This window comes from Micromonospora sp. NPDC050495 (assembly GCF_040655175.1).
Taxonomy (GTDB): Bacteria; Actinomycetota; Actinomycetes; order Mycobacteriales; family Micromonosporaceae; genus Micromonospora.
This window is the reverse complement of sequence record NZ_JBFAJK010000007.1, coordinates 90,493-115,893: the sequence shown is the minus strand read 5'-3', so window position 1 is coordinate 115,893 and position 25,401 is coordinate 90,493. Positions and strand designations below refer to the sequence as shown.

General features: G+C 75.1%; 21 protein-coding genes. 14 read left to right on the top strand and 7 right to left on the bottom strand.

Annotated elements, in window-relative coordinates; genetic code table 11:
- The first annotated feature begins 11 nt into the window (after positions 1-11).
- From AB0I11_RS10875 to AB0I11_RS10855, 5 genes are all read left to right on the top strand, one after another.
- Entirely contained in the window at positions 12-1,178 is a 1,167-nt protein-coding gene (locus AB0I11_RS10875; RefSeq protein WP_357316923.1) for a CapA family protein, read from the top strand.
- Positions 1,179-1,230: 52 nt separating this feature from the next.
- Complete coding sequence (gene nth / locus AB0I11_RS10870) at positions 1,231-2,010, top strand: endonuclease III (RefSeq protein ID WP_357316920.1); 780 nt, start codon at positions 1,231-1,233, stop codon at positions 2,008-2,010.
- Complete coding sequence (locus AB0I11_RS10865; protein WP_357316917.1) at positions 2,007-2,639, top strand: TlpA disulfide reductase family protein; 633 nt, start codon at positions 2,007-2,009, stop codon at positions 2,637-2,639. The genes nth and AB0I11_RS10865 overlap by 4 nt, the downstream gene beginning before the upstream one ends.
- Positions 2,636-3,328 (top strand): CoA pyrophosphatase, encoded by a 693-nt coding sequence (locus tag AB0I11_RS10860; RefSeq protein ID WP_357316914.1) that lies wholly within the window; start codon positions 2,636-2,638, stop codon positions 3,326-3,328. Before AB0I11_RS10865 ends, AB0I11_RS10860 begins: the two co-directional genes overlap by 4 nt.
- A gap of 87 nt (positions 3,329-3,415) precedes the next feature.
- Entirely contained in the window at positions 3,416-4,594 is a 1,179-nt protein-coding gene (locus tag AB0I11_RS10855) for a MarP family serine protease (RefSeq protein WP_357316911.1), read from the top strand.
- Between the two features lie 39 nt (positions 4,595-4,633).
- Here the strand turns inward: AB0I11_RS10855 and AB0I11_RS10850 are convergent, their stop codons facing one another.
- The 4 genes from AB0I11_RS10850 to eccCa form a co-directional block, all read right to left on the bottom strand.
- Positions 4,634-5,356: a phosphatase PAP2 family protein gene (locus AB0I11_RS10850; RefSeq protein WP_357316907.1), complete on the bottom strand. Its 723-nt coding sequence runs from the start codon at positions 5,354-5,356 to the stop codon at positions 4,634-4,636.
- Positions 5,357-5,386: 30 nt separating this feature from the next.
- Positions 5,387-6,190 carry a phosphatase PAP2 family protein gene (locus AB0I11_RS10845; RefSeq protein WP_357316904.1) on the bottom strand — a complete coding sequence of 268 codons (804 nt, stop codon included), beginning with the start codon at positions 6,188-6,190 and terminating at the stop codon, positions 5,387-5,389.
- A gap of 44 nt (positions 6,191-6,234) precedes the next feature.
- The gene (gene mycP, locus AB0I11_RS10840) at positions 6,235-7,674 is read right to left on the bottom strand and encodes a type VII secretion-associated serine protease mycosin (protein ID WP_357316901.1); all 1,440 of its coding nucleotides are present in this window, start codon (positions 7,672-7,674) and stop codon (positions 6,235-6,237) included.
- Between the two features lie 87 nt (positions 7,675-7,761).
- Positions 7,762-11,760 (bottom strand): type VII secretion protein EccCa, encoded by a 3,999-nt coding sequence (gene eccCa / locus AB0I11_RS10835; RefSeq protein WP_357316898.1) that lies wholly within the window; start codon positions 11,758-11,760, stop codon positions 7,762-7,764.
- 98 nt (positions 11,761-11,858) lie between these two features.
- On the opposite strand from eccCa, the gene eccD reads away from it, so the two are divergent.
- A complete protein-coding gene (gene eccD, locus AB0I11_RS10830) occupies positions 11,859-13,262 on the top strand; it encodes a type VII secretion integral membrane protein EccD (protein ID WP_357316895.1) in 1,404 nt (467 codons plus the stop codon).
- A gap of 70 nt (positions 13,263-13,332) precedes the next feature.
- On the opposite strand, the gene AB0I11_RS10825 is transcribed toward eccD, so the two are convergent.
- Positions 13,333-13,839, bottom strand: coding sequence for an inorganic diphosphatase (locus AB0I11_RS10825; protein WP_357316892.1), 507 nt, complete (start codon positions 13,837-13,839; stop codon positions 13,333-13,335).
- A 526-nt stretch (positions 13,840-14,365) separates the two neighbouring features.
- Between AB0I11_RS10825 and dacB the strand changes: the two genes are divergently transcribed.
- The 4 genes from dacB (at position 14,366) to AB0I11_RS10805 (ending at position 20,288) form a co-directional block, all read left to right on the top strand.
- Positions 14,366-15,880, top strand: a complete 1,515-nt coding sequence (gene dacB, locus AB0I11_RS10820; protein ID WP_357317140.1) for a D-alanyl-D-alanine carboxypeptidase/D-alanyl-D-alanine-endopeptidase — start codon at positions 14,366-14,368, stop codon at positions 15,878-15,880.
- A gap of 59 nt (positions 15,881-15,939) precedes the next feature.
- Positions 15,940-17,007: a zinc-dependent metalloprotease gene (locus AB0I11_RS10815; protein WP_357316889.1), complete on the top strand. Its 1,068-nt coding sequence runs from the start codon at positions 15,940-15,942 to the stop codon at positions 17,005-17,007.
- Positions 17,008-17,272: 265 nt separating this feature from the next.
- Positions 17,273-18,232: a tRNA lysidine(34) synthetase TilS gene (gene tilS, locus AB0I11_RS10810; RefSeq protein ID WP_357316886.1), complete on the top strand. Its 960-nt coding sequence runs from the start codon at positions 17,273-17,275 to the stop codon at positions 18,230-18,232.
- 427 nt (positions 18,233-18,659) lie between these two features.
- On the top strand, positions 18,660-20,288 hold the full coding sequence (locus AB0I11_RS10805; RefSeq protein ID WP_357316883.1) for a gamma-glutamyltransferase family protein: 1,629 nt from the start codon (positions 18,660-18,662) through the stop codon (positions 20,286-20,288).
- Here the strand turns inward: AB0I11_RS10805 and AB0I11_RS10800 are convergent, their stop codons facing one another.
- On the bottom strand, positions 20,289-21,248 hold the full coding sequence (locus AB0I11_RS10800) for a helix-turn-helix domain-containing protein (protein WP_357316879.1): 960 nt from the start codon (positions 21,246-21,248) through the stop codon (positions 20,289-20,291).
- Positions 21,249-21,398: 150 nt separating this feature from the next.
- On the opposite strand from AB0I11_RS10800, the gene AB0I11_RS10795 reads away from it, so the two are divergent.
- Complete coding sequence (locus AB0I11_RS10795) at positions 21,399-21,536, top strand: hypothetical protein (protein WP_357316876.1); 138 nt, start codon at positions 21,399-21,401, stop codon at positions 21,534-21,536.
- A gap of 99 nt (positions 21,537-21,635) precedes the next feature.
- Positions 21,636-22,211 (top strand): hypoxanthine phosphoribosyltransferase, encoded by a 576-nt coding sequence (gene hpt, locus AB0I11_RS10790; RefSeq protein ID WP_357316873.1) that lies wholly within the window; start codon positions 21,636-21,638, stop codon positions 22,209-22,211.
- A 367-nt stretch (positions 22,212-22,578) separates the two neighbouring features.
- Here the strand turns inward: hpt and AB0I11_RS10785 are convergent, their stop codons facing one another.
- Entirely contained in the window at positions 22,579-22,776 is a 198-nt protein-coding gene (locus AB0I11_RS10785) for a hypothetical protein (RefSeq protein WP_357317165.1), read from the bottom strand.
- Here AB0I11_RS10785 and ftsH point away from each other — a divergent pair.
- Both ftsH and folE read left to right on the top strand, forming a co-directional pair.
- A complete protein-coding gene (gene ftsH, locus AB0I11_RS10780) occupies positions 22,681-24,645 on the top strand; it encodes an ATP-dependent zinc metalloprotease FtsH (protein WP_357317137.1) in 1,965 nt (654 codons plus the stop codon). The two genes, AB0I11_RS10785 and ftsH, sit on opposite strands and share 96 nt — an antisense overlap.
- Before the next feature lie 35 nt (positions 24,646-24,680).
- Complete coding sequence (gene folE, locus AB0I11_RS10775) at positions 24,681-25,346, top strand: GTP cyclohydrolase I FolE (protein ID WP_046564183.1); 666 nt, start codon at positions 24,681-24,683, stop codon at positions 25,344-25,346.
- Positions 25,347-25,401 lie beyond the last annotated feature (55 nt).

The window sequence follows — 25,401 nt, the reverse complement described above, 5'->3', positions numbered from 1 at the left end:
CGTGGCCGGCGATGTACGCTCCCGTCCCCTCCGTGTCCCCGTCCCGGCGTCGCGCCGCCGCGGCCCTCGGCGTGCTGCTCGCCGCCCTGCTGGTCGGTGGCTGCGGGCAGCCCGGCGCCGGCGAGTCGGTGTGGCGGCCGGGCGCGGATGGCGCACCGGCCGGCTCCGCCGCGCCGGCCACCGCCGACCAGCCCGCCGACGGCACCGATCAGGCGATCTCGCTGGCCGCCACCGGCGACGTGATCATGGGCAACGCGCCGAACCGGCTGCCGGCCGACGGCGGGAACGGCTTCTTCGACGACGTCAAGGCCGCGCTCAAGGGCGACCTCGTGATGGGCAACCTGGAGGAGCCGCTCACCGAGGACACCGGCACCGGCAAGTGCGGGCCGAAGCCGCAGAACTGCTACCAGTTCCGGGCGCCCCCGGAGTACGCGAAACACCTCAAGGAGGCCGGGTTCCAGCTGCTCAACCAGGCCAACAACCACGGCTACGACTACGGCCCCAAGGGCTACCGGAACACCCAGCGGGCGCTGGAGGAGCACGACCTGCAGCACACCGGCGCCCCGGACCAGATCACCGTGGTCGAGGTCGAGGGCGTCAAGGTCGCGGTGGTCGGCTTCTCCTCGTACGTCTGGTCCAACAGCCTGGTCGACATCGCGTCGGCGAAGCGGGTGGTGGCGAAGGCGGCGACCAGTGCCGACCTGGTCGTGGTGCAGGTGCACATGGGTGCCGAGGGCGCCGACAAGAGCCACGTGAAGCCCGGCACCGAGCTGTTCTTCGGGGAGAACCGGGGCGACCCGATCAGGTTCTCCCACGCGGTGATCGACGCCGGCGCCGACCTGGTCGTCGGGCACGGGCCGCACGTGCTGCGCGGCATGGAGTTCTACCGGGGCCGGCTGATCGCGTACAGCCTGGGCAACTTCGCCGGCGGGGGGAAGTCGCTGAACCCGTCGGGTCGACTCGGCTGGGGCGGGGTGCTCAAGGTCACGCTCAAGCCGGACGGCAGCTTCGTCGACGGCCGCTTCACCGCCACCGTGATGAACGGCGTCGGCCGGCCCGCGATCGACCGGCAGCAGCGCGGCCTCGGACTGGTCCGTGAGGTGAGCCACGCCGACTTCCCGCGTACCGGGGCCCGGATCGACGCGGCCGGCCGGATCCGGGTGCCGTCCGGCGGCTGACCCGGCGCGTGGGCCCACCGGGACGTCGGCCCCGCGACGTAGGCTGGCCGGCGTGACCACGCGTTCCCCCGAGACCGACCTCGGTCGCACCCGCCGGGCCCGGCGGATCGGCCGGGTGCTGACCGAGACGCATCCCGACGCGCACTGTGAGCTCGACCACGGCAACGCGCTGGAGCTGGCCGTCGCCACCATCCTGTCCGCGCAGTGCACCGACAAGAAGGTCAACGAGGTCACCCCGAAGCTCTTCGCCCGTTACCGCACCGCCGCCGACTACGCCGGGGCGGACCGCGCCGAGCTGGAGGAGCTGATCCGGCCGACCGGCTTCTACCGGAACAAGACCAGTTCGCTGATCAACCTGGGCCGCGCCCTCTGCGAGCGGTACGACGGCGAGGTCCCCGGCCGGCTGGCCGACCTGGTCACCCTCCCCGGCATCGGGCGCAAGACCGCGAACGTGATCCTCGGCAACGCCTTCGACGTCCCCGGCATCACCGTCGACACCCACTTTCAGCGGCTGGTGCGGCGGTGGCAGCTGACCACCGAGACCGACCCGGTCAAGATCGAGCACGCGATCGGCGCGTTGTACCCGAAGCGCGACTGGACGATGCTGTCGCACCGGATCATCTTCCACGGCCGCCGGGTCTGCCACGCCCGCAAGCCGGCCTGCGGCGCCTGCACGCTGGCCAAGCTCTGCCCGTCGTACGGCGCCGGCCCGACCGACCCGGTGGTGGCGGTCAAGCTGCTCAAGGGCCCGCGCGCCCGGGACCTGGCGGCGGCCGTCGGCCTCGACCCGGAGCTGGTGCCGCAGCAGGCGGTCGCGGCGGAGGTGCCGTGAACCGCCTCGCGTACCTGCTCGTCCCGGTGCTGCTCGGGCTCGCCGGCTGCACCGCCGCCGCCGAGCCGGACCGTCCGGCGGCACCGGCGGCCCGCCCCGAACGGCCGTCCCCGTTCAGCGACTGCGCCGCGCTGACCACCGCGCCGGCCTCGGCCGCCGAGACCCCGACCGGCGAGGCCGGCGAGACCCCGACCGGCAAGGCCGGCGACCGGCTGCCCGAGCTGACGCTCTCCTGTTTCACCGGCGGGGTGCCGGTGGCGTTGCGGGACGTCAAGGGCCCCGCGGTGATCAACGTGTGGGCGTCCTGGTGCCCGCCCTGCCGCAAGGAGCTGCCCGCGTTCCAGCGGCTGCACGAGCGGGCCGCCGGGCGGTTCCAGGTGATCGGGGTGAACAGCCGGGACAGCCGCGGCGGCGCCCAGTCCATCGGCGAGGACTTCGGGGTGCGCTTCCCGATGCTGGTCGACCAGGGGGACGCCTTCGAGCACGCGCTGGGCCGCAACGCCTTCCCGCTGACCGTCTTCGTCGACGCGGCCGGCCGGATCCGGCACACCGACTCCACCGGCGCGCTGGACGACGCCCGCCTGGCCGAGCTGCTCCGTACCCACCTCGGCGTGGACGTGGCGGCATGACCCGTCGGCCACCCGGGTGGTTCGACCCGCTGCTCGGTCGCCTCGGCACCGCCCGCGCCGAGGACTTCACCCGGCTCACCACCCCGGAGAGCGGCGGCCGGGAGAGCGCGGTGCTGGTGCTGCTCGGCGAGGAGCCGGGCGTCGGGCCGGACGTGCTGGTCCTCCAGCGGGCCGCCACCCTGCGCAACCACGCCGGCCAGCCGGCCTTTCCCGGCGGCGCGGCCGACCCGGAGGACGCCGACGCCAGCGCCACCGCGCTGCGCGAGGCGAACGAGGAGGTCGACCTCGACCCGGCCAGCGTCACCGTGCTGGCCGAGCTGCCCAAGCTCTGGATCCCGGTCAGCGATTTCGTGGTCACCCCGGTGCTCGCCTGGTGGCACGCGCCGCACCCGGTGCACCCGCGCGAGCCGGCCGAGGTGGCGCACGTCGCCCGGCTACCGGTCGCCGAGCTGGTCGACCCGGCGAACCGGCTGCGGGTCCGCCACCCCAGCGGCTGGATCGGCCCGGCCTTCTCGGTACGCGGAATGCTGGTCTGGGGCTTCACCGCCGGCGTGCTGAACACGCTGCTGGAGATGGGCGGCTGGGCCCGCCCCTGGCCGGTCGGGCGGGTGGTGGAGCTGCCGCCGACCGGGGCCACCCCGGCCCCCTCCGCCGGCACCGACGCGGTCGACGAGACGCCGGTGCGCTGAGCCGCCGCGGTTCCCGGCGGCCGATCCGGCCGTCACGTTCCGCGAGCGGTGAGCCATCGCCGAGCCCGGTGCCCGTACCCTGGGGGCGTGTCCGCGGTGGATCTCGTCCTGCTCCTGCTCATGCTCGTGTTCGCGATCAGCGGATACCGCCAGGGTTTCGTCATCGGCGCGCTGTCGTTCTCCGGGTTCTTCCTGGGCGCGCTGATCGGCCTCCAGGTCGGCCCGCTGGTCGCCCGGCAGTTCACCGACAGCGGCACCCGGGTGCTGATCTCGCTCGTCGCGGTCTTCGGGCTCGCCGTGCTCGGCCAGGCGCTGGCCGGCTGGATCGGCTCGCACCTGCGCCAGACCATCACCAACGAGCTGGCCAAGCGGCTCGACGACGTCGGCGGCGCGCTCGTCTCGGTCTTCGCGGTGATGCTGGTGGCCTGGCTGGTCGCCGTACCGCTCGGCTCGTCGTCGCTGCCCTGGCTGGCCTCCTCGGTGCGCAACAGCGCCCTGCTCACCGTGGTCGACCGGGTGCTGCCGGACAAGGCGCAGGAGCTCTCCACGGCGCTGCGGGACACCGTCGACACCAACGGCTTCCCGGACGTCTTCGGCGACCTCGCGCCGACCCGGGCCCGCCAGGTCTCCCCGCCCGACCCGCGGCTGGCCGGCTCGCAGGTGGTGCAGAGCAGCCAGCGGGCGGTGGTGAAGGTGCTCGGCTCGGCGCCGAGCTGCTCGCGTCGCATCGAGGGCTCCGGCTTCGTGTACGCCGACGACCGGGTGATGACCAACGCGCACGTGGTGGCCGGCACCCGCTCGGTCGCCGTGGAGCTGCGCGGCGAGCGGTACGACGGCGACGTGGTCGTCTACGACCCGGCGCGGGACCTGGCCGTGCTGCACGTGCCCGGGCTGCCCGGCCCGTCGCTGCGCTTCGCCGCCGGCCAGGCCGGCAGCGGGGCGGACGCCATCGTGCTGGGCTTCCCCCTCGACGGCCCGTACGACGCCCGGCCCGCCCGGATCCGGGACGTCGACCGGATCACCGGTCCGGACATCTACTCGTCGGGCGACGTGACCCGGGAGATCTACACGATCCGGGCGCTGGTCCGCAGCGGCAACTCCGGCGGCCCGCTGGTCTCCTCGAACGGACTGGTGCTCGGGGTGATCTTCGCGGCGGCGGCCGACGACCCGAACACCGGCTTCGCGGTGACCGCCGACGAGGCCCGCCCGGTGGCCCTGACCGGCGCGGAGCGTACCCGGGCGGTCGGCACCGGCGAGTGCACCTGAGCGCAGCGGCGGGCGCCGACCCCGACGGCGGCCGGGCGCTCAGCCGGCGGACGCCCCGGCCGGGGTGACCCCGTCGCCGGACGGTCGGGCCGGCAGCGCGGCCCGTCCCCAGGTGACGGTGCGGTCCAGCAGCGACCGGGCCATGACCGCCACGCAGGTGGCGCCGTTCAGGAAGGACGCCAGCACGTCGCTCGGATGGTGCATGCCCCGGTACATCCGGAAGACCGCCACCCCGATCGGCACCAGCACCAGCAGCGTCCACCAGGCGACCTTGGCCGGGGTGCTCCGCGCCCGCAGGGCCAGCAGCAGCGCGATGCCGACGTAGAGCGCGGTCGCCGCGGAGGTGTGCCCGGACGGGAAACTGGACGTCGGCGGCGAGGAGTCCATGTGCTCCACGGCCGGGCGGTTCCGGTCGATGACCATCGTGGTGAAGAGGAAGACCAGCGCCTGCGCGGTCACCGCGGCGCAGAGGAAGAGCGGCTCCCGCCAGCGGTGCAGCACCAGCCGCAGCACGAGCGCCGCCAGCACGGTCACCGCGACGATCACCTGGGTGCTGGCCACCGTGCTGAAGACCAGCGACACGTCGTTCCACCCCGCGGACCGGTCGGCCGCCAGCTCGCGGTTGACCGCGTCCTCCACGGTGAACGGCCAGGTCTTCGCGAGCACCCGGGTGACCAGCAGGCCCAGCCCCACCATGACGGAGAAGAGCACGGCAACCGGCAGCAGGATCCGCCGGGCGACCTGGAGCGCGACATTGGACATGGGCCGCCCATTACCCCGTGCGGGGCCGGACTACGCGTGCGGCCGATCCGGGTCCGATTCGGCCAACTCCGGCTCGACCCCCTCCCGGGCGGTCGACACCGGCCGCCGGCCGATCCGGGTCCGCCAGGTGGAGAACGCGGCGGTGGTCGCGACGAGCACCGCGACGCCGAGCAGCCAGCCGCCCAGCACGTCGCTGGTCCAGTGCACGCCCAGCGCGATCCGGCTCAGCCCGGTCAGCACCGTGATCAGCACGGCCACCGTCCAGAGCGCCCAGCGCAGCGCCCGGCGATGCCGGGTGTACGGCAGGAAGACCAGCAGCAGCACCCCGCCGGCCAGGGCGGCGTTGAGCGCGTGACCGGACGGGAACGAGAACCCGGCCGCCCGGGCCACCGGGTCGAGCAGATCCGGCCGGTGCCGCCCCACCAGCAGCTTGAGCAGCGCGCCGAGCAGCCCGCCGACGGCCATCGTGGTGACCACCCAGACCGCCAGCCGGGGCGCCCGGCGCAGCAGCAGCCACCCCACCAGCACGGCGGCGGCCACCCGCAACGGCCCGGGACCGAAGACGTCCGTCCAGACGCTCATCACCCGCACCCAGCCCGGATGGTCCAGCGCATACCGGTGCAGGGTGTCGGTGACCGACGCGTCCAGCCGGGACAGCGGCGGCCAGGCGCCCAGCACCAGGAGCGCCAGCAGCGAGAACGGCACCAGCACCAGGAACGCCGCGACGGCCGCCAGGGTCAGCCGCAGCCCCAGCGAAGCGTCCCGGTCCAGTCGCCGCGCCCGCCAGGACCGTCCGGCCTCCGTCACCTGCCCACCCGTGTCCCGTACGTCCATGACCGAACCACTACCCACCGCGGGCCCGGACCAGACCGTCGGAGTCAGCGGCGGGTCTGCCGGAACCGGCGGACCATCAGCGCCGCGCCGGTCACCAGGGCGACGAGGAGCGGGAGGCCGGTCCAGAGCCGGTCCGGAGCGCTGTCGTCCGGCTGGCCGGCCGGCCGCGCCGACCACCGGGCCTGCTGCGTCGGCCCGGGCAGGCCGAACGGGTTGCCACCCTGCCCGGCCGCGGCGGCCCGGGTGTCCCGGTCGGCGCCCGGCGCCGGGCCGAAGCCGACCACCCCGGGCGGGTCGTTGTCGTCCAGCGGGTTGCTCAACACCGGCGGTACGTCGACGGTCAGCGCGGCCACCGGGTCCACCATGCCGTAGCCGAACCGGTCGTCGCGTGCCGTCGGACCCAGGTCCCTGGCCGTGCTGATGAGCCGGTTGACCACCTCGCCGGCGGACATCTGCGGCCAGCGGGACCGGACCAGCGCGGCGGCCGCGGCGACCAGTGGGGACGCGAAGCTGGTCCCCTGTACCCGCCAGTACCCCTCGGGGCGGGCGCCGTAGAGCGCCGTCGCCGGGGCGGTGAGCACGGTCTCGTGCCCGGTGATCGAGCCGGACCAGAGGTTCCTCGCGCTGCGGTCCAGGCCGGCGACCGCGATCACCCCCGGCTCCCGGGCCGGGTACCAGACCTTGGGGCTGCTCGAGGTGGCCAGGTTGCCGGTGCAGGCGACCACCACCACGTCCCGGGCGAAGGCGTAGTCGAGGGCGGCGGCCAGGGCCGGGCTGGTCCCGCTGCCGCCGAGGGACAGGTTGATCACCCTTGCCCCGTGGTCGACCGCCCAGCGCACTCCCTTGGCGACGATCATCGCGTCGTCGTACCGGTTCTCGTCGTCGAGCACCCGGACCGGCAGGATCCGGGCGTCCGGGGCCAGGCCGACCACGCCCCGGTCGTCGTCGTTGCGCCCGGCGATCAGGCCGGCGACCGTGGTGCCGTGCCCGACCGGGTCGGGGCCCTCCGACCCGTCCGGGGTGACCAGGTCGACGCCGGGGAGCACCTGGCCGGCCAGGTCCGGGTGGGAACCGTCCACACCGGAGTCGATGACGGCGACCACCACGCCGCGACCGGTCGAGATCTGCCAGGCGGCCTTCGCGTTGAGCGCGTCCAGCTGCCACTGCTCCTCGCGGACCTGGTCCGTCCGGGTCGGCACCCCGGCCGGCGCCACCCAGCCGGGCTCCGGAGCCAGCGCGGCCGTCCGCCCCAACGCCGGTGACCGGCCCAGCGCGGGTGACTGCGCGAGCGCGGCCGACCGGGCCAGGGCCGGTGACTGGGCCAGGGCCGGTGACTGGGCCAGCGCGGCTGACCGGGCCGGAGCGGCGTGCGCGGGCGGCGCCGGCGGGCCGGCCAGGGCGACCGCCGCGGCCGCCGCACCGAGCAGCGCCCGCCCGGCGAGCCGCCGGGCCGCCGTCCGGCCACCCTGCCGATCCCTGCTCACATTCCCCAGCCATTCATCGCGTCAGCATCATGCTGCTCGGAGATTACCGGTTTTCGCGTACGCCACGGTGCAAGACGGTGACACCGTTCATCCCGTTGGCAGGTGGGCCAGCTGGACCAGCCGTACGCCGTCGCGCCGGGTCACCAACCGACCCCGCCCCGGAGGCAGCGGACCCGCCTTGACCTGGCCGACCAGCGCCCCCTCCTCGGGGCCGCCCGACATCACCAGGCCCGGCGTGGACAGCTCCCGCAGCCGCTGCACGATCGGCTCGAACGAGGTCCGGCCGGAGCCGGCCGCCCGGCGGGCCAGCACCAGGTGCAGGCCGACGTCCCGGGCGTGCGGCAGGTGCTCCTCCAGCGCCCGCAACGGGTTCGACGGCCCACCGGCCACCAGGTCGTAGTCGTCCACCAGCACGAACAGCTCCGGCCCGGTCCACCACGACCGGCTGCGCAGCTCCGCCGGGGTGACCTCGGGCCCCGGCTGCCGGCCGCGCAGGTAGCCGGCCGCCGACTCGATCAGCTCGGTGGTGTGCGGGGCGGCCATGCCGTACCCGATCAGGTGCGGGCTCTCGATGGCACCCATCAGACTGCGCCGGTAGTCCACCAGGATCACCCGGGCCTCGTCCGGGGCGAACCGGTTGACGATCGAGGTGGCCAGCGCCCGCAGGAACGACGACTTGCCGCACTCGGCGTCGCCGAAGACCACGAAGTTGGGCTCCACGGCGAAGTCCAGCACCACCGGGCGCAGGTCCGCCTCGGCGATCCCGATCGGGAAGGCCAGCCCGCTGGTCGCGGCGTGGTCCAGCGCGGCGTACGGCAGCACCGGTGGGAGCAGGCGTACCGGGGGCGCGGCCGGGCCGGCCCACGCCGAGGCGACCGCCTTCACCAGGTCCGCCGTGCCGGAGCCCAGCGCGGCGACCGTGGGCTCGGCGGCGAGGAAATGCAGCCCGCCCGGGGCGATCCCCCGCCCCGGCCGCTGCTCCGGGACGCTGTCCGCGACCGGGCGCTTCACCAGCACCGAGTCGGCCGGGTCACCGAGGCGCAGCTCCAACCTGGACCCGAAGAGGTCCCGGATCGCCGGCCGGAAATCCGACCAGCGCAAGGCGCTGGCGACCACGTGCACCCCGTACGTCAGGCCCCGGGTGGCCAGCTCGGTGACCAGCGGTTCCAGCTCCTCGTAGTCGCTGCGCAGGGCGTTCCAGCCGTCGATCACCAGGAACACGTCGCCGAACGGGTCGGTGCCCGGCTGCCCGCCGGCCAGCGCGGCCGCCCGCCGCCGTCGCCACGCCGCCACCGACTCCACCCCCGCCTCGGCGAAGTGCCGCTCCCGCCGGGCGAGCAGCGTGGTGATCTCCCCGACGGTCCGGCGCACCGCGGTGTCGTCGGCGCGCCCCGCCACCCCGCCGACGTGCGGCAGGTCGCGCAGCGCGCCGAGCGTCCCACCGCCGAAGTCGAGGCAGTAGACCTGCGCCTCGGCCGGGGTGTGGGTGAGGGCCAGCGCGCAGATCAGCGTGCGCAGCAGGGTGGACCGGCCGCTGCGGGCGGTGCCCACCACCGCCACGTGCCCGGCGGCACCCCCCAGGGCCAACCAGTACAGGTCCCGGCGCTGCTCGAAGGGCTTGTCCAGCACGGCCACCGGGACCTGGAGGGCGCCGTGCAGCTCCGGGTTCGCCACGGTGAGCCCGCGGGCCGGGTCGGCGCCGACCGGGCCGAGCAGCTCGTCGAGCGTGGGCGAGCCGTCCAGCGGCGGCAGCCACACCTGGTGCGCCGGCGGCCCCTGCCCGGCCAGCCGGCCGACCAGCAGGTCGAGCAGGGACTCCCGGTCCTCCTCGGCCGGCGGCGCGGCGGCCGGGGCCGGCTCGGGGACCGGCACCAGGTGGGTGGAGAAGGCCAGCAGCCGGGACGCGCCGCCGCCGACCCCGCCGTCCGGGCCGGTGCGGCGGCGGACCGGGCCGGAGACGTACGCGGCCTTGAACCGGACCAGCGGGTCGGTGCCCGCGCGCAGGTAGCCGTGCCCCGGGCTGCGGGGCAGCTCGTGGGCGTCCGGCACGCCGAGCACCGTCCGGGACTCCAACGCCGAGAAGGTGCGCAACCCGATCCGGTACGACAGGTGGGTGTCCAGCCCGCGCAGCCGCCCCTCCTCCAGCCGCTGGCTGGCCAGCAGCAGATGCACGCCGAGCGACCGGCCCAGCCGGCCGATCTGCACGAACAGGTCGATGAAGTCGGGCTTGGCGGAGAGCAGCTCGGAGAACTCGTCGCAGATCAGCAGCAGCGACGGCAGCGGGGCGAGCGGGGTACCCGCGGCCCGGGCCCGCTCGTAGTCCCGCAGGCCGGCGAAGTTGCCGGCCCGGCGGAGCAGCTCCTGGCGCCGCATCAGCTCGCCGTTGATCGCGGCGACCATCCGGTCCACCAGCGGCAGCGCGTCGGCCAGGTTGGTGATCACCGCGGCGGTGTGCGGCAGCCGCTCGAACGGCGCGAAGGTGGCCCCGCCCTTGAAGTCGACCAGCACGAAGTTGAGCTGTTCCGAGCTGTGCGTCGCGGCCAGCCCGAGCACCAGGGTGCGGAGCAGCTCCGACTTTCCGGAGCCGGTGGCGCCGATGAGCAGGCCGTGCGGGCCCATGCCGTCCTGTGCGGACTCCTTGAGGTCCAGCTCGATCGCGCCGCCGTCGGCGCCCACCCCGATCGGCACCCGCAGCCGGTCCCGGGCGGCCCGGGGCGCCCAGCCCTGCTCGGCGGTGAAGTTCTCCGGATCGCCGAGGCCGAGCAGCTCCGGCAGGCCGAGCTCGGCGCCGGGCGGGGCGTCCGGACCGCGTACCGCGCCGGCCAGCCGCAGCGGGGCCAGCCGGCGGGCCACCGCCTCCGCGTCGGCGAGTGCCAGCGCGTCGGCCGCGCCGACCTCCGCGTGCCCCTCGACGGAGTACGAGTGCAGCCGCCCGTCGACCAGGTCGAGCAGGAGGGCGTACCGGTCGAGCAGGCGGGGCGGCGGGGTGTCCAGGTCCAGCACGGTGACCGCGTCGATGCCACCGTCCCCGACCAGGCCGGTCGCCCCGGTCAGGTCGCCGCCGTCGAGGAGCACCACGACGTGCGGGCCGTCGGTGGCCGGGCCGGCCGGGCTGAACCGGGACCGGCTGGCCAGCACGTCGTCGAGGAGCCGTTCCAGCTCGGCGGCGGCGCTGGTGACCAGCCGGACCGGGCCGAGCGCGTCGGCGCGGCGCGGATGGTGGGCGTGCGGCAGCCACTTCACCCACTCCCAGCGCCCGCGCCGCTCCGGGCCGGCGCAGACCGCGATCAGCAGCTCGTCCGGGGCATGGAAGACGGCGAGCTGGGTGAGCAGCGCCCGGGCCAGCGCCTGCGCCTCGGGCGAGCCCGCGTCCCGGCCGCCGGCCCCGGACCGTGCCGGGTCGGCCCCGCCAGCCCGGCGCTGTCCCGCGCCCGGGCCACGGACGAAGACCCGGGCGAAGCTGCGCAGCGAGAGCGCCACCGGCAGGTCGGGCACCACCGAGTACGCGTCGAGGAAGCGCCGCAGCGCCCCCGCCGTCATCGGCTCCAACTCCTCCAGCGGCCGGGTGACCGGCGGCACCAGCGGGGTGGCCAGGGTCTGCGGGCCCACCCCGACCCGGACCACCGCGAAGTCCGGGTCACCCGGCCGGCGCTCCCAGACCCGGTGGCTGTCCACCGTCGACCAGAGCCGGCCCGGGTCGGGATGCCGGTAGTACAGCCCAGCCCGCTGCGCCCCGGCGGTGGCCCGGACCCGGCGGCGCAGCGCGGCCAGGTGGCGCAGGTATTCCCGGCGGGCGGCCATCAGCTCCGACTTCCGCGGGCCGGCGCTGCCCCACGAGGTCACCAGCATCGCCACCGAGGAGAGGCCGAACATGCCGCCCACCACGTACGCGTAGGCCCCGCCGCCCCGGCCGAACATCATCGCCATCGCGACCGTGCCGCCGAGCATGGGCAGCACCAGCAACGCCTGCTGCCAGCGCCCGCCGGCCAGCACGGGGATCTCCGGCGGCGCCTCGACGGGCAGCTCGCCGGCCGGGATCTCCGGCGCCGGACGGCGCGGTGGCCGACGGATGACGACAGTGGACACCCAACCTCCCCCACTCTGGGTAACCCGAGCCTGGCTCATCGTAGGTAAAGTCCTGTCGTCCGTCAGTCACCCGTACCGTTCGATATGGAGATGCCTCGATGACAACCGGGCTGGCTCGGGTCACGATCAGCACCCCGCAGCGGCGGGTCGACGTCGCGCTGCCGGAGCAGGTTCCGCTGGCCGAGCTGCTGCCGGAGGTGCTCCGGCACGCCGGGGACGGGCTGGCCGACGACGGGGAGCGGCACGGCGGCTGGGTGCTGCGCCGTACGGACGGCGCGGTGCTGGCCACCGCCCAGGCGCTGCTGCCCCAGGGGATCCGCGACGGCGAGGTGCTGCACCTCGTGCCGGCCCGCGCCGAGTGGCCGGAGCTGGAGTACGACGACGTGGTCGAGGTGATCGCCGACGGGGCCCGGCGCCGGGGCGCCGCCTGGTCCCCCCGGGCCACCCGGGCGGCCACCCTGGTCGGGGCGGCCCTGCCGCTGGCCGTCGGCCTGGCCGCCGTGCTGGCCGCCGGGCCCGGGCAACCGGCCGGCTGGCCGGTCGCGGCCGCGGTCGCGCTGCTGCTGGTGCTCGCCGGCACCGCCGCCTCCCGGGCGTACGGGGACGGGCCGGCCGGCGCCGCCCTCGGCGGGTACGCCCTGCCGTACGCCGCCGCGGCCGGCGCCCTGGCGGTGACCTCCGGCGACCCGGTCGGCCCGGCCGGGCCGCTGCGCTGGGTCGGCGCTCCCGAGCTGCTGGCCGGCGCGGTGGGCCTGCTGCTGGTGTCGGTGCTCGGCCTGCTCGGGGTGGCCAGCCGGGCCCGGATCTTCGTGGCCGGCGCGGCCACCGGCGCGGCGGGCGCGGCGAGCGCCCTCGGCGGGCTTCTCCTCGACCCGGCCGACACCGCCGCGGTGCTGCTCGCCGTGCTGGTCTTCGCCGTCGGCGGCCTGCCGCTGCTGGCCCTACGGCTCGGCAAGGTCCCGCTGCCGCCGGTCACCCTGCCGGCCGGTACCGCCGATGCCGGGCCGGACGGGGTGCGCGACCTGCCCGACCGGGGGCGGGTGCACGCCGCGGTGGCCCGGACCGAGGAGGTGCTCACCGGGCTGCTGCTCGGGCACGCCGTGCTGGCCGTCGCCGCCACCACGGTGCTGGTCGGCACGGGCGGGCCGGCCGGCCGGCTGCTCGCCGCGGTTGGTTGCGCCGTGCTGCTGCTGCGCAGCCGGCTCTTCGTGGCGGTCCGCCACCGGGTGCCCGCCGTGGCCGCCGGCCTCACCGGGTACGCCCTGCTCGGCGCGGTTCTCGTCCAGGGCGGTGCGCCGGCCGGGCGGCTCGCGCTGGCCGTCGGCGGGCTGCTGCTGGCCCTGATCGCCGTGACGGCCGGCGCCACGTACGCCCGGCGGCCGGTCTCGCCGTACCTCGGCCGGCTGGCCGACCTCACGGACACGGCGCTGGTGGTCTCCGTGGTCCCGGTGGCCTGCGCGGTGCTGGACCTCTACGACCGGGCCCGCGGTCTGCTCGGCTGAGCCGCCCACGCGCGCGGGCCCGGGTCGCTCGGCTGAGCGGCCCGGGCCCGGCGACGCAGGTCAGGTCAGTTCAGTGCAGCGTCTCGCCGCGCTCGGCGGCCTCCCGCGCACGCTGGTACGAGGCCCGGATCTCGGCCTCGGCCTCGGTGCGGCCCACCCAGGTCGCGCCCTCGACCGACTTGCCCGGCTCCAGGTCCTTGTACACCTCGAAGAAGTGCTGGATCTCCAGCCGGTCGAACTCACCCAGGTGGTGGATGTCCCGCAGGTGCTCCTGGCGCGGGTCCTCGTAGGGCACGCAGAGGACCTTGTCGTCGCCGCCCTTCTCGTCCGTCATCCGGAACATGCCGATCGTGCGGCAGCGGATCAGGCAGCCCGGGAAGGTGGGCTCGGGGACCAGCACCAGGGCGTCCAGCGGGTCGCCGTCCTCGCCCAGGGTGCCCTCGATGAAGCCGTAGTCGGCCGGGTACTGCGTGGAGGTGAAGAGGGTGCGGTCCAGCCGGATCCGGCCGGTCGCGTGGTCGACCTCGTACTTGTTGCGGTGCCCCTTCGGGATCTCAACCGTGACGTCGAAATCCATCTTCCACGCTCCCTCGTTTGCCCACGCTGGCTAACGGAACCAGTGGCGCCGCTCCCGCCCAGGTGAATGCCCACCCGTCGGCTCTGGCAACCGCATAGTGTTCGGACCGAAGTAGTGTCACCCAGGGCGCTTCGATGCGGGGGAGGAGGGGGTCGTGGGGAGGGAAGATTCACACTACCGCCCCGAAGGGGTTGACGGGCGGAACTCCGGCCCTTCCACTTCGGGCGGCGCCACCGGCCGGGTCCGGGTCCCGGGGGTCAGCCCTGTCGGCCACCCCGGTCCGGCCGCCGGGTCCGCCCCGGTGGGCCGCGCCGCCGGTCCCTCCGACCCCCGCCAGTACGGCACCGCTCCCGCCGCTCCCACGTACGGCACCGCGCCGTCCGACCCCCGCCAGTACGGGGCGGCTTCCGCCGGTCCGGCCGATCCCCGCGGGTACGGCACCGCTCCCGGCCGGCCGGCCGACGCCCGGCAGGGCGGCGCCGGCCCGGCCGCCCCGGTGAGCTGGCCCGGGTCGGACGCCACCGGCATCCCGGTCAGCCCGCCCGTCCCGCCCTACGGCGCCGCACCGGCCCCACCCACCCCGCCCGCACGGCCCCGACGCGGCCGGCTGGTCGCACTGCTCGCCACGGTGCTGGTGCTCGTCCTGGCCGGCGTCGGGCTCGCCGTGGTCCGCCCCGGACCGGTGGCCGGCTGGCTGGGGAGCGAGGCCGGCTCGCCGACCGCCGGCGCCCGGCCACCCGAGCCCGACCCGCCGGCGGTGCTCGCCGGCCCGGACGCCAACGCGCCCCAACCGACCCCCGACGGGGTACGCGCCGCGCTCCAGCCGCTGGTCGGCGCGGCCGCGCTCGGCGACCGGGTGCACGTGTCCGTGGCCGACGTGGTCACCGGCCAGGAGCTCTACGGCGCCGGTCAGGACACCCCGACCGTGCCCGCCTCGGTGACCAAGCTCGCCACCGGGGTGGCGGTGCTGGCCGCCCGCGGTCCCGCGTACCGGATCCCGACCCGGGCGGTGGCCGGCGCCAACCCCGGCGAGGTGGTGCTCGTGGGCGGCGGCGACCCGACCCTCGCGGTCGACAAGAACGGCTTCTACCCGGGTGCGGCCCGGCTCGACGACCTGGCCGCCCAGGTCCGGAAGGCGCTCGGCGGCACCGCGCCGACCAGGGTCATCGTCGACTCGTCGCGCTTCACCGGCCCGGTGTACGAGCCGGGTTGGGACGCCGACATCCCGACCGGCGGCTTCGGGGCGGCGATCACCGCGCTGATGACCGACGGTGCCCGGCGGGACGCGGCGGAGGCCCGCCGGACCGCCGAGGACACCAACCACGCCGCCGAGCGGGTCCCGCAGCCCGATCTGACCGCCGGCCGGCAGTTCGCCAAGCTGCTCGGCCTCCCCGCGGACGCCCAGGTGAAGCGGGGCACCGCGCCGGCCGCCGCCAGCGCCTCGGCCACCGGCGCGCCGGCTCCCGGCAGCGAGCTGGGCACGGTCGAGTCGCTGCCGGTGGTCCGCCTGGTCGACATCATGATCAGCGACAGCGACAACGTGATCGCGGAGGCGATGGCCCGGCAGGTGGCGCTCGCCAAGGGCAAGCCGGCGTCGTTCGCCGGCGGGGCGGCCGCCACCGACCAGGTGCTCGGCGAGCTGGGCCTGCCGGCCGACGAGATCACCCTGGCCGACGGCAGCGGGCTGTCCCGCACCAACCGGATCAGCCCTTCGCTGCTCACCGACCTGATCACCCTGGCCGGCAACGGCAGCCATCCCGAACTGGCGGCGATCTTCGGCGGCCTGCCCGTGGGCGGCTGGTCCGGCACCCTGGACGGGCGCTACCAGGCGTCGGTGACGAAGGCCGGGGCCGGCGTGGTCCGGGCCAAGACCGGCACGCTGACCGGGGTGAACGCGATCGCCGGGCTGGTCACCACGGCCGACGGTCGGCTGCTCACCTTCGCCGTACTGACCGACCGGACCCCGGGGGGCAGCCTCGACGCGACCCGGCAGGCGCTCGACCGGATCAGCTCCGCGCTGGCCCGCTGCGGCTGCCGCTGAGCGGCTGCGACCGCCGTCGATCTCCGGTTGGGGTGTCGCGGCGCGGGTACGGTGGGTCCATGGCGCAGTTCGTGGACTGGGATCTGGCCGCCGCGACCGCGGGGGCCCTGGGCAAGTCGGGCCCTCGGGTGTCGTACGCCGAGGCCACCGACGTGGTGGGCGAGCTGCGACGGCTGACCGAGGAGGCGGCCGGGCACGTCGCCGACTACACCGGGCTGCGCTCCCAGGTGACGCACCCACCGGTCCGGGTGGTGGACCGCCGGGACTGGGCGGCCGCGAACATCGCCGGGCTGCGGGAGGTGATCAGCCCGCTGGTGAGCCGCCTCTCCGGCGACAAGCGCCCCGGCCCGCTGACCGAGGCGATCGGGTCCCGGCTCACCGGGGTGCAGGCCGGCACCGTGCTGGCGTACCTCTCCGGCCGGGTGCTCGGCCAGTACGAGGTCTTCGCCGGTGACCCCGGCCAGCTGCTGCTGGTCGCGCCGAACATCGTCGAGGTGGAGCGGAAGCTCGGCGCCGACCCGCGGGACTTCCGGCTCTGGGTCTGCCTGCACGAGGTGACCCACCGGACGCAGTTCACCGCCGTGCCGTGGATGCGCGCGTACTTCCTCGGCGAGGTGCAGGCCTTCGTCGACGCGGCGCAGGCCGGCGAGCACCTGCTGGAGCGGTTGCGGCGCGGCATCGCCACCCTCTCCGACGCGGTGAAGGACCCGGAGAGCCGGGCCAGCGTGCTGGACATCGTGCAGACCCCCGCGCAGCGGGCCGTGCTCGACCGGCTCACCGCGCTGATGACCCTGCTGGAAGGGCACGCCGAGTTCGTCATGGACGGGGTCGGCCCGCAGGTCATCCCCAGTGTCGAGTCGATCCGGGCGGCGTTCAACCGCCGCCGCGAGTCCGGCAACCCGCTGGAGAAGGCGATCCGCCGGCTGCTCGGCGTCGAGGTCAAGATGCGCCAGTACGCCGAGGGCCGCAAGTTCGTGCACGGGGTCGTCGACCGGGTCGGCATGGCCGGCTTCAACAAGATTTTCTCCTCGCCGCTGACCCTGCCCCGGCTCGACGAGCTGGGTGACCCGGACGCCTGGGTGGCCCGGGTGCACGGGCCGGCCGGCGCCACCCCGACCGCCGGCTGAACCGCCCCCCGGTGAGCACGACGAGTGGTCCGGGTTCCCGGCCCCGCGCCCGCAGGGCGAACGCGCCACGCACGCGCGCCGCACGCCGCAGGGACCGGGCGTGGTGAGCGGGTCGGGTTCGCGGGTCGGGCAGCCGCAAGGACCGGGCGCGGTGAGCGGGTCGGGTTCGTGGGCCGGCCAGGCGCGGAGGCAGGGCGATGCGGCGGGTGGGTCGGGTGCACCGGCGCGGAACGCGGCCGGTGCACGGGCCCCCCTCGCTCCGCCGGTGGCCGCCGTCCGGCTCGCCGTGCGCCGGGCGTTGACCGGGCTGCCCGGGGCCGGACCGGTGCTGGTGGCCTGCTCGGGCGGCGCCGATTCACTCGCGCTGGCCGCCGCGACCGCCTTCGTGGCGCCCCGCCTCGGTCGCCGGGCCGGCCTGGTCACCGTCGACCACGGCCTGCAACCCGGCTCCGCCGAGCGGGCCGGGGCGGTCGCCGCCTGGGCCCGGGAGCAGAGGTTCGATCCGGTCGAGGCGGTGCCGGTGCGGGTCCCGGGGCGGCCCGGCGGCCCGGAGGCGGCCGCCCGCGCGGCCCGGTACGAGGCACTGGCCGACGCCGCCCGCCGGCACGACGCCGCCGCGGTGCTGCTCGGCCACACCCGGGACGACCAGGCCGAGACGGTGCTGCTGGCGCTGGCCCGGGGCGCCGGCCCACGCGGCCTCTCCGGCATGCCGCCGCGCCGGGACCTGGCCGGGGTGCCCCTGCTCCGCCCGCTGCTCGACGTCGCCCGCGAGGAGACCCGGGCGGCGTGCGCCGCCCTCGGCCTCCGTCCGTGGCAGGACCCGCACAACACCGACCCGGCGTACGCCCGCTCGCGGGTCCGGGCGGACCTGCTCCCGGCACTGGTCGACGCGCTCGGCCCCGGGGTGGTGGCGAACCTGGCCCGGACCGCCCGGCTGCTCGCCGCCGACACCGCCGCCCTCGACGACCTGGCCGGCGCCGCGCTCGCCGACGCCCGGTGCGCCGAGGGCGGCCTCTCGGTCGACGCGCTGGCCGCGCTGCCGGCGGCGGTACGCACCCGGGTGCTGCACGCCTGGGCCCGCGAGCTGGGCGCCGCGCCGGCCGCCCTGTCGCAGCGGCACGTCGCCGCGCTCGACGCCCTGATCACCGACTGGCACGGCCAGGGCCCGGTGCACCTGCCGGGCGGCCTCCCGGTCCGCCGCCGCGCCAACCGTCTCACCCGCTGACCGCCCTGCCCTCCGCGACCGCCGCGCGCCAACCGTCTCACCCGCTGACCGCCCTGCCCTCCGCGACCGCCGCGCGCCAACCGCCTCACCCGCTGACCGCCCTGCCCTCCGCGACCGCCGCGCGCCAACCGCCTCACCCGCTGACCGCCCCGCCCTCCGCGACCGGCATGGACCGGGACGGTCCCACCACGCCCTTCCCGCCGCGAGATCGACTCCGGTCACGCACGCCCACCTCCGGGCGTGATCAACTCCGGTTGCGGCAATCCGGCCCTTCCGCCGCGAAGGAAGCCACGAGATGCCGCATGTCGTGAGCGCGCCGACCGTCGTGAGCGCGCCGGCCGTCGTGAGTCCGTCGGCCGTCGTGGGCGCGGGCGGGTGCGCGGGTCGGGGTCTCGCCGGGAGCCGCCGGAGGCGGTAGACAGGGCGCATGGCGTACCCCAGACAGCCGCTCCTGGCCCCCAACGGTGCCGTCGCGACCAGCCAACCGCTCGCGGCGGCCGCGGGTCTGGCCGTGCTGCGGCGCGGCGGCAACGCCGTCGACGCGGCGCTGGCCACCGCGATCACCCTGACGGTGGTGCAGCCGCCCTCCAACGACATCGGGGGCGACCTGTTCGCGATCGTCTGGGACGGCGAGCGGCTGCACGGGTTGAACGCCTCCGGGCGGTCCCCGGCGGCGCTGACCCGTGAGCTGGTGCTGGCGGCGACGGACCGGCGGGGCGCGGAGCCGGTCGAGGCGTTGGGCGGGGCCCAGGCGGTGGGGCCGGTGATGCCGGCGCGGGGCTGGCTGCCGGTGACCGTGCCGGGCGCCCCGGCCGGCTGGCGGGACCTGCACGAGCGGTTCGGCTCGCTGCCCTTCGCCGAGCTGTTCACCGACGCGATCGGGTATGCCGAGCAGGGCTTCCCGGTGGCCCCGGGTACCGCCGCCACCTGGGCCTACGGGGTGGCCGGGCACGCCGGGCTGGCCGGGGCGGAGTACGCCGGGTTCGCGCCGACGTTCACGGTGGACGGCCGCGCCCCCGGGGCGGGGGAGCGGTGGCGCAACCCGGCGGCGGCGGGCACGCTGCGGCAGATCGCGGAGAGCCGGGCCGCGGACTTCTACCGGGGGCGGATCGCGGCGGCGATCGACGGGTACGCGGCCCGGACCGGCGGTTTCCTCACCGGCGACGATCTCGCCGGGCACACCTCGACCTGGGTCGACCCGGTCTGTGTCCGGTACCGGGGGCACGAGGTGTGGGAGTTGCCGCCGAACGGGCAGGGGATCGCCGCGCTGCTGGCGCTGAACGTCCTGGACGGGGTGGAGCTGGCCGCGCTCTCCCCGGAGGAGCGGCTGCACTGGCAGATCGAGGCGGTGAAGCTCGGTTTCGCCGACGCCCACGCGTACGTGGCCGATCCGGAGCGGGCCGACCTGCCGACCGCGGCCCTGCTGGACCCGGCGTACGCGGCGGGCCGCCGGGCGCTGGTCACCGAGCGGGCCGGTGATCCGGTGGCCGGCGAGCCGGAGCGCGGCGGCACCGTCTATCTCTGCACGGCCGACTCGGGCGGGATGATGGTCAGCCTGATCCAGTCGACGTTCATGGCCTTCGGGTCGCACGTGGTGGTGCCCGGGTACGGCTTCGCGTTGCAGAACCGGGGCCTCGGGTTCCGGCTGGAGCCGGCGCACCCGAACGTGGTGGGGCCGGCCAAGCGGCCGTACCACAGCATCATTCCGGGGTTCCTGACCCGGGACGGGGCGCCGGTCGGCCCGTTCGGGGTGATGGGCGGGCACATGCAGCCGCAGGGGCACGTGCAGTTGGTCTCGGCCACCGTCGACGCCGGGCGGGATCCGCAGGCCGCCCTGGACACCCCGCGCTGGTACTGGCACGCCGGGCGGATCGTGCTGGTCGAGCCCGACCTCGATCCCGCGGTGGTCGACGCCCTGCGGGCCCGCGGCCACGAGGTGGTGGTGGCGGACCAGCCGGCCGTCTTCGGGTACGGGCAGGCCATCTGGCGCCACCCGTCGGGCGGGTACGTGGCCGGCTCGGAGTCGCGGGTGGACGGGGCGATGCTGGGCTGGTGATCAGGCCCCGACGCGTTCCCGGAAGGTGGTCCGGTAGGCCTGCGGGGTGGTGCCGACCCGGCGGGTGAAGTGGTGCCGCAGGGCGGCGGCGTCGCCGAAGCCGGCCTGGCCGGCGACGGTTTCCACGCTCAGCCGGGTCTCCTCCAGCAGCCGCCGGGCCAGCAGCACCCGCTGGTTGGTCAGCCAGTCGTGCGGGGTGGTGCCGGTCTCGGCGCGGAACCGGCGGGCGAAGGTCCGGGGCGCCATCCCGGCCCGGCGGGCCAACTCGTCCACGCTGACCGTCCGGTCCAGGTGGCCCATCAGCCATTCCAGCACCGGCTCCAGGGTGGGCGCCTCCGGCGCCTTCGGGATGGGCGCCTCGACGTACTGGGACTGGCCGCCGTCGCGGTGCGGCGGGACGACCATCCGCCGGGCCAGCCGGGTGGCGGTGGCCGAGCCGTGCGCCTGGCGGACCAGGTGCAGGCAGGCGTCGATCCCGGCGGCGGTGCCGGCGCTGGTGAGCAGCCGGCCGTCCTGCACGTAGAGCGAGTTGCACCGCACCCGGGCCGCCGGGAAGCGCCGTTGCAGGTCGTCGACGTGCTGCCAGTGGGTGGTGCAGTCGCGCCCGTCGAGCAGCCCGGCCTCGCCGAGCACGAACGCCCCGGAGCAGACGCTGAACACCCAGGCGCCCCGCTCGGCGGCCCGGCGCAGCGCGGCCAGCGCCGGCTCGGGGACCGGTGCCCCCTCGCCGTGGGCGGGCACCGCGACGAGGTCGGCGTCCTCGAACGGGGTCAGGTCGGCGGTCGGGGTGACCAGGAAGCCGGAGCGGCTGCGTACCGGGGCACCGTCGGCCGTGCAGACGTCGAACCGGTAGCCGGGGAAGCCGTCGGCGGTGCGGTCGGTGCCGAACACCTCGGCGAGGACGCCGAGTTCGAACGCGGCGACGTCGTCGAGGGCGAGAACGGCGACCGAGCGAAGCATGTGACGAGGGTAACCCACGAGGTGGCAGGAAATCGATGTGCATTGGCATCTCTGCCACTGTCCGGCCGGTGCGGACGGGCGCAGACTTGCTGGTGTCCGGTGCGCACCGGCGGCGAAATCGACATCAACCATGCGAAAGCGAGCGCCGCCATGACCGTCCTCCTGCTCCTGCTCTTCCTGCTCTTCCTCCTGGCCGCCAGCGCGACCGGGCTGACCGCCGACAGCCGCGACTCGGCCGACTGGAAGCCGACCGACGACGGCCGCCGCTGGCGCTCCCGCACCTGCTGAGGTGATTTGCGCCAGCTGCGCCGAAAATCCGCGGTGGGACCGCGCCAAATGGGGCGGCCCCGCCGACGGCGGCCATCCGGCGTACGGCAGGCTAGGAGCATGGCTGACGGCTCCTGGTACGACGCCGACATCGACCACGTGATCATCTCCGAGGCGCAGATCCGCGAGAAGACCGCGGAACTGGCCAAGCAGGTCTCCGCGGACTATGCCCACGTCGACGACGGTCTCCTGCTCGTCTGCGTGCTCAAGGGCGCGGTCATGTTCATGGCCGACTTCGCCCGGGCGCTGGGCCGCCAGGGCCCGCCCGCCGAACTGGACTTCATGGCCATCTCCTCGTACGGCCAGGGCACCACCTCCTCCGGCGTGGTCCGCATCCTCAAGGACCTGGACCGGGACATCGCCGGCCGGCACGTGGTGGTGGTCGAGGACATCGTCGACTCCGGCCTGACCCTCTCCTGGCTGCTGCGCTACCTCGAGTCGCGCTCCGCGGCCAGCGTCGAGGTGGTCGCGCTCTTCCGCAAGCCGGACGCGATCAAGGTCGAGGTCCCGGTCCGGTACGTCGGCTTCGACATCCCGACCGAGTTCGTGGTCGGCTACGGCCTGGACTTCGGCGAGCGCTACCGGGAGCTGCCCTACGTGGGCGTGCTCAAGCCCGAGGTGTACGCCCGCAACTGATCGTCCGGGGTCCGTCAAGCGGACATTCAGCGGGCTCTCAGCCTTCCGGACTACGGTAGAGGCCGGTGGCGTGGAGGCACCCTCCACGCCCGACCCCTCGCACCGCGTGACCGTGCGGTCGGAAGGTCGGGTGGGGAGTCCTCGTCACGCCGGCTCAGACCCGGTTCGCCGTACGCGTAAGCGCCGGGCCCGCACGCTCACATCTGGCACGAACGATGTTCCGGATGTGTGCGACTGCGGGGCTCGCAAGCTCACTTCTCGCGCGCACGGTGTACCGTCGAATGACCGTGGCGCGGCAGTTGGCGCGCCCCGGGGTCGGGGCCGGCCCGCACGGCGGCTACGGCGCCGCCCGAGGCGGCGACACCATTCAGACGGTCAGGACGTCGATCAGGAGGATGCGGGCGCCCCGGCGCCCGACGACAGCATGGAACGTACGCGTTTCTTCCGCCGACCGGTGGTCTGGATCATCCTGGTCATCCTCGGCGCCGTTTTGCTCAGTCAAGTCTTCACGGCTGGCCCCAGCTACCACCGCGTGGACACGTCGGTGGCGCTCGACCAGCTCCATACCGCGAAGATCGAAAAGGCGGTCTTCCAGGACAAGGAGCAGACGCTCCAGCTCAACCTCGCGCAGAAGACCAAGTTCGGTGACACCACCACCGACCGGATCGAGGCCCAGTTCCCGTACGAGGTGGGCAACCAGGTCTGGAACGAGGTCCTGGCGGCCAAGGCGGCCAACCGGATCACCGGCCCGGCCGACACCAAGGTCTCCTCGGACAGCATCTGGGTGAGCCTGCTGGTCAACCTCCTCCCCATCGCGCTGCTCGTGCTCCTGCTGCTGTTCTTCATGTCGCAGATGCAGGGCGGCGGCTCGCGGGTGCTCAACTTCGGCAAGTCCAAGGCGAAGATGATCACCAAGGACACGCCGAAGACCACCTTCGCCGACGTGGCCGGGGCGGACGAGGCCGTCGAGGAACTGCACGAGATCAAGGACTTCCTGCAGAACCCGGCGAAGTACCAGGCCCTGGGCGCCAAGATCCCGAAGGGCGTGCTGCTCTTCGGCCCGCCCGGTACCGGTAAGACCCTGCTCGCCCGGGCGGTCGCCGGCGAGGCAGGCGTGCCGTTCTACTCCATCTCCGGCTCGGACTTCGTGGAGATGTTCGTCGGTGTCGGCGCCAGCCGGGTCCGCGACCTCTTCGAGCAGGCCAAGTCGAACGCGCCGGCGATCGTCTTCGTCGACGAGATCGACGCCGTCGGTCGGCACCGCGGTGCCGGCATGGGCGGCGGCCACGACGAGCGGGAGCAGACGCTCAACCAACTCCTCGTCGAGATGGACGGCTTCGACACCAAGGGCGGCGTCATCCTGATCGCCGCCACCAACCGGCCGGACATCCTCGACCCGGCGCTGCTGCGCCCGGGCCGCTTCGACCGGCAGATCCCGGTCGACGCCCCGGACATGGAGGGCCGCAAGGCCATCCTGCGGGTGCACGCCAAGGGCAAGCCGTTCACGCCCGACGTCGACCTCGACTCGGTCGCCCGGCGTACCCCCGGCTTCAGCGGCGCCGACCTGGCCAACGTGATCAACGAGGCCGCGCTGCTCACCGCCCGCAAGGACCAGCGGGCGATCAGCAATGACTCCCTGGAGGAGTCGATCGACCGGGTGATCGCCGGTCCGCAGCGCCGGACCCGGGTGATGAGCGACCAGGAGAAGAAGATCACCGCGTACCACGAGGGTGGGCACGCGCTGGTCGCCTGGGCGCTGCCGCACGCCGCGCCGGTGCACAAGGTGACCATCCTGTCCCGGGGTCGGTCGCTGGGCCACACCCTGGTCCTGCCGACCGAGGACAAGTACACCCAGACCCGGGCCGAGATGATCGACACCCTGGCGTACGCGTTGGGTGGCCGGGCCGCCGAGGAACTCGTCTTCCACGAGCCCACCACCGGCGCCGGCAACGACATCGAGAAGGCCACCCAGTTGGCCCGCGCGATGATCACCCAGTACGGCATGAGCTCCAAGCTCGGTGCGATCAAGTACGGCACCAGCGGCGACGAGCCGTTCCTCGGCCGCAACATGGGCCACGAGCGGGACTACTCCGACTCGGTGGCCGCCGAGATCGACGGCGAGATGCGGGCCCTGATCGAACTGGCCCACGACGAGGCCTGGGAGATCCTGGTGGAATACCGGGACGTCCTGGACAACATCGTGCTCGAGCTGATGGAGAAGGAAACCCTCTCCACCGCCGACATGGCCCGGATCTGCGCCCGGGTGGCGAAGCGCCCGCCGATGGCCCCGTACCACGGGTTCGGCAAGCGCCAGCCCTCCACCGAGCCGCCCGTGCTCACCCCCGCCGAGAAGGACGCCCTCAAGGCGCAGGCGCAGGCCGACGGCGCCTCAGTCAGCGGTGCCCCGTCGAGCAACTCGGACGGTACGCACTGAGCAGCGACCCGACGGCCAGCTCCCCTTACCGGGAGCTGGCCGTCTCCGCGACCGAGCCCGACGACGGCGACGGGCTCGACTTCGTCGCCGCCCGCCTGATCAGCGGCAAGCTGACCGGACGCCCGGTGGAGGAGACGGTCGACCTCGCCCGGATCGAGAAGGCGGTCCGGGAGATCCTGATCGCCGTCGGCGAGAACCCGGACCGGGACGGTCTCCAGCAGACCCCGGCCCGGGTCGCCCGCGCGTACGCCGAACTCTTCGCCGGGCTGCGGGTCGACCCGGCGCAGGTGCTCAGCACCACCTTCGAGGCCAACCACGAGGAACTCGTGCTGGTCCGGGACATCGACGTGATGAGCCTCTGCGAGCACCACCTGCTGCCGTTCCGGGGCAGCGCGCACATCGGCTACATCCCCGGGCCGGACGGGCGGATCACCGGCCTGTCCAAGCTGGCCCGGCTGGTCGAGGTCTTCGCCCGCCGGCCCCAGGTGCAGGAGCGGCTCACCTCGCAGATCGCCGACCTGCTGATGACCAAGCTGGAGCCGCGCGGCGTCATCGTGGTGCTCGAGTGCGAGCACATGTGCATGGCCATGCGCGGCATCCAGAAGTCCGGCGCGAAGACCATCACCTCGGCGGTGCGGGGCAGCCTCCAGCGGGACGCCAAGTCCCGCGCCGAGGCGATGTCCCTGATCCTCCACCGCTGAGCGGCCGGCTCACCGCCCTGATCGCGGGCCCGCTCGACCGGGCCGCCGCGCCGGG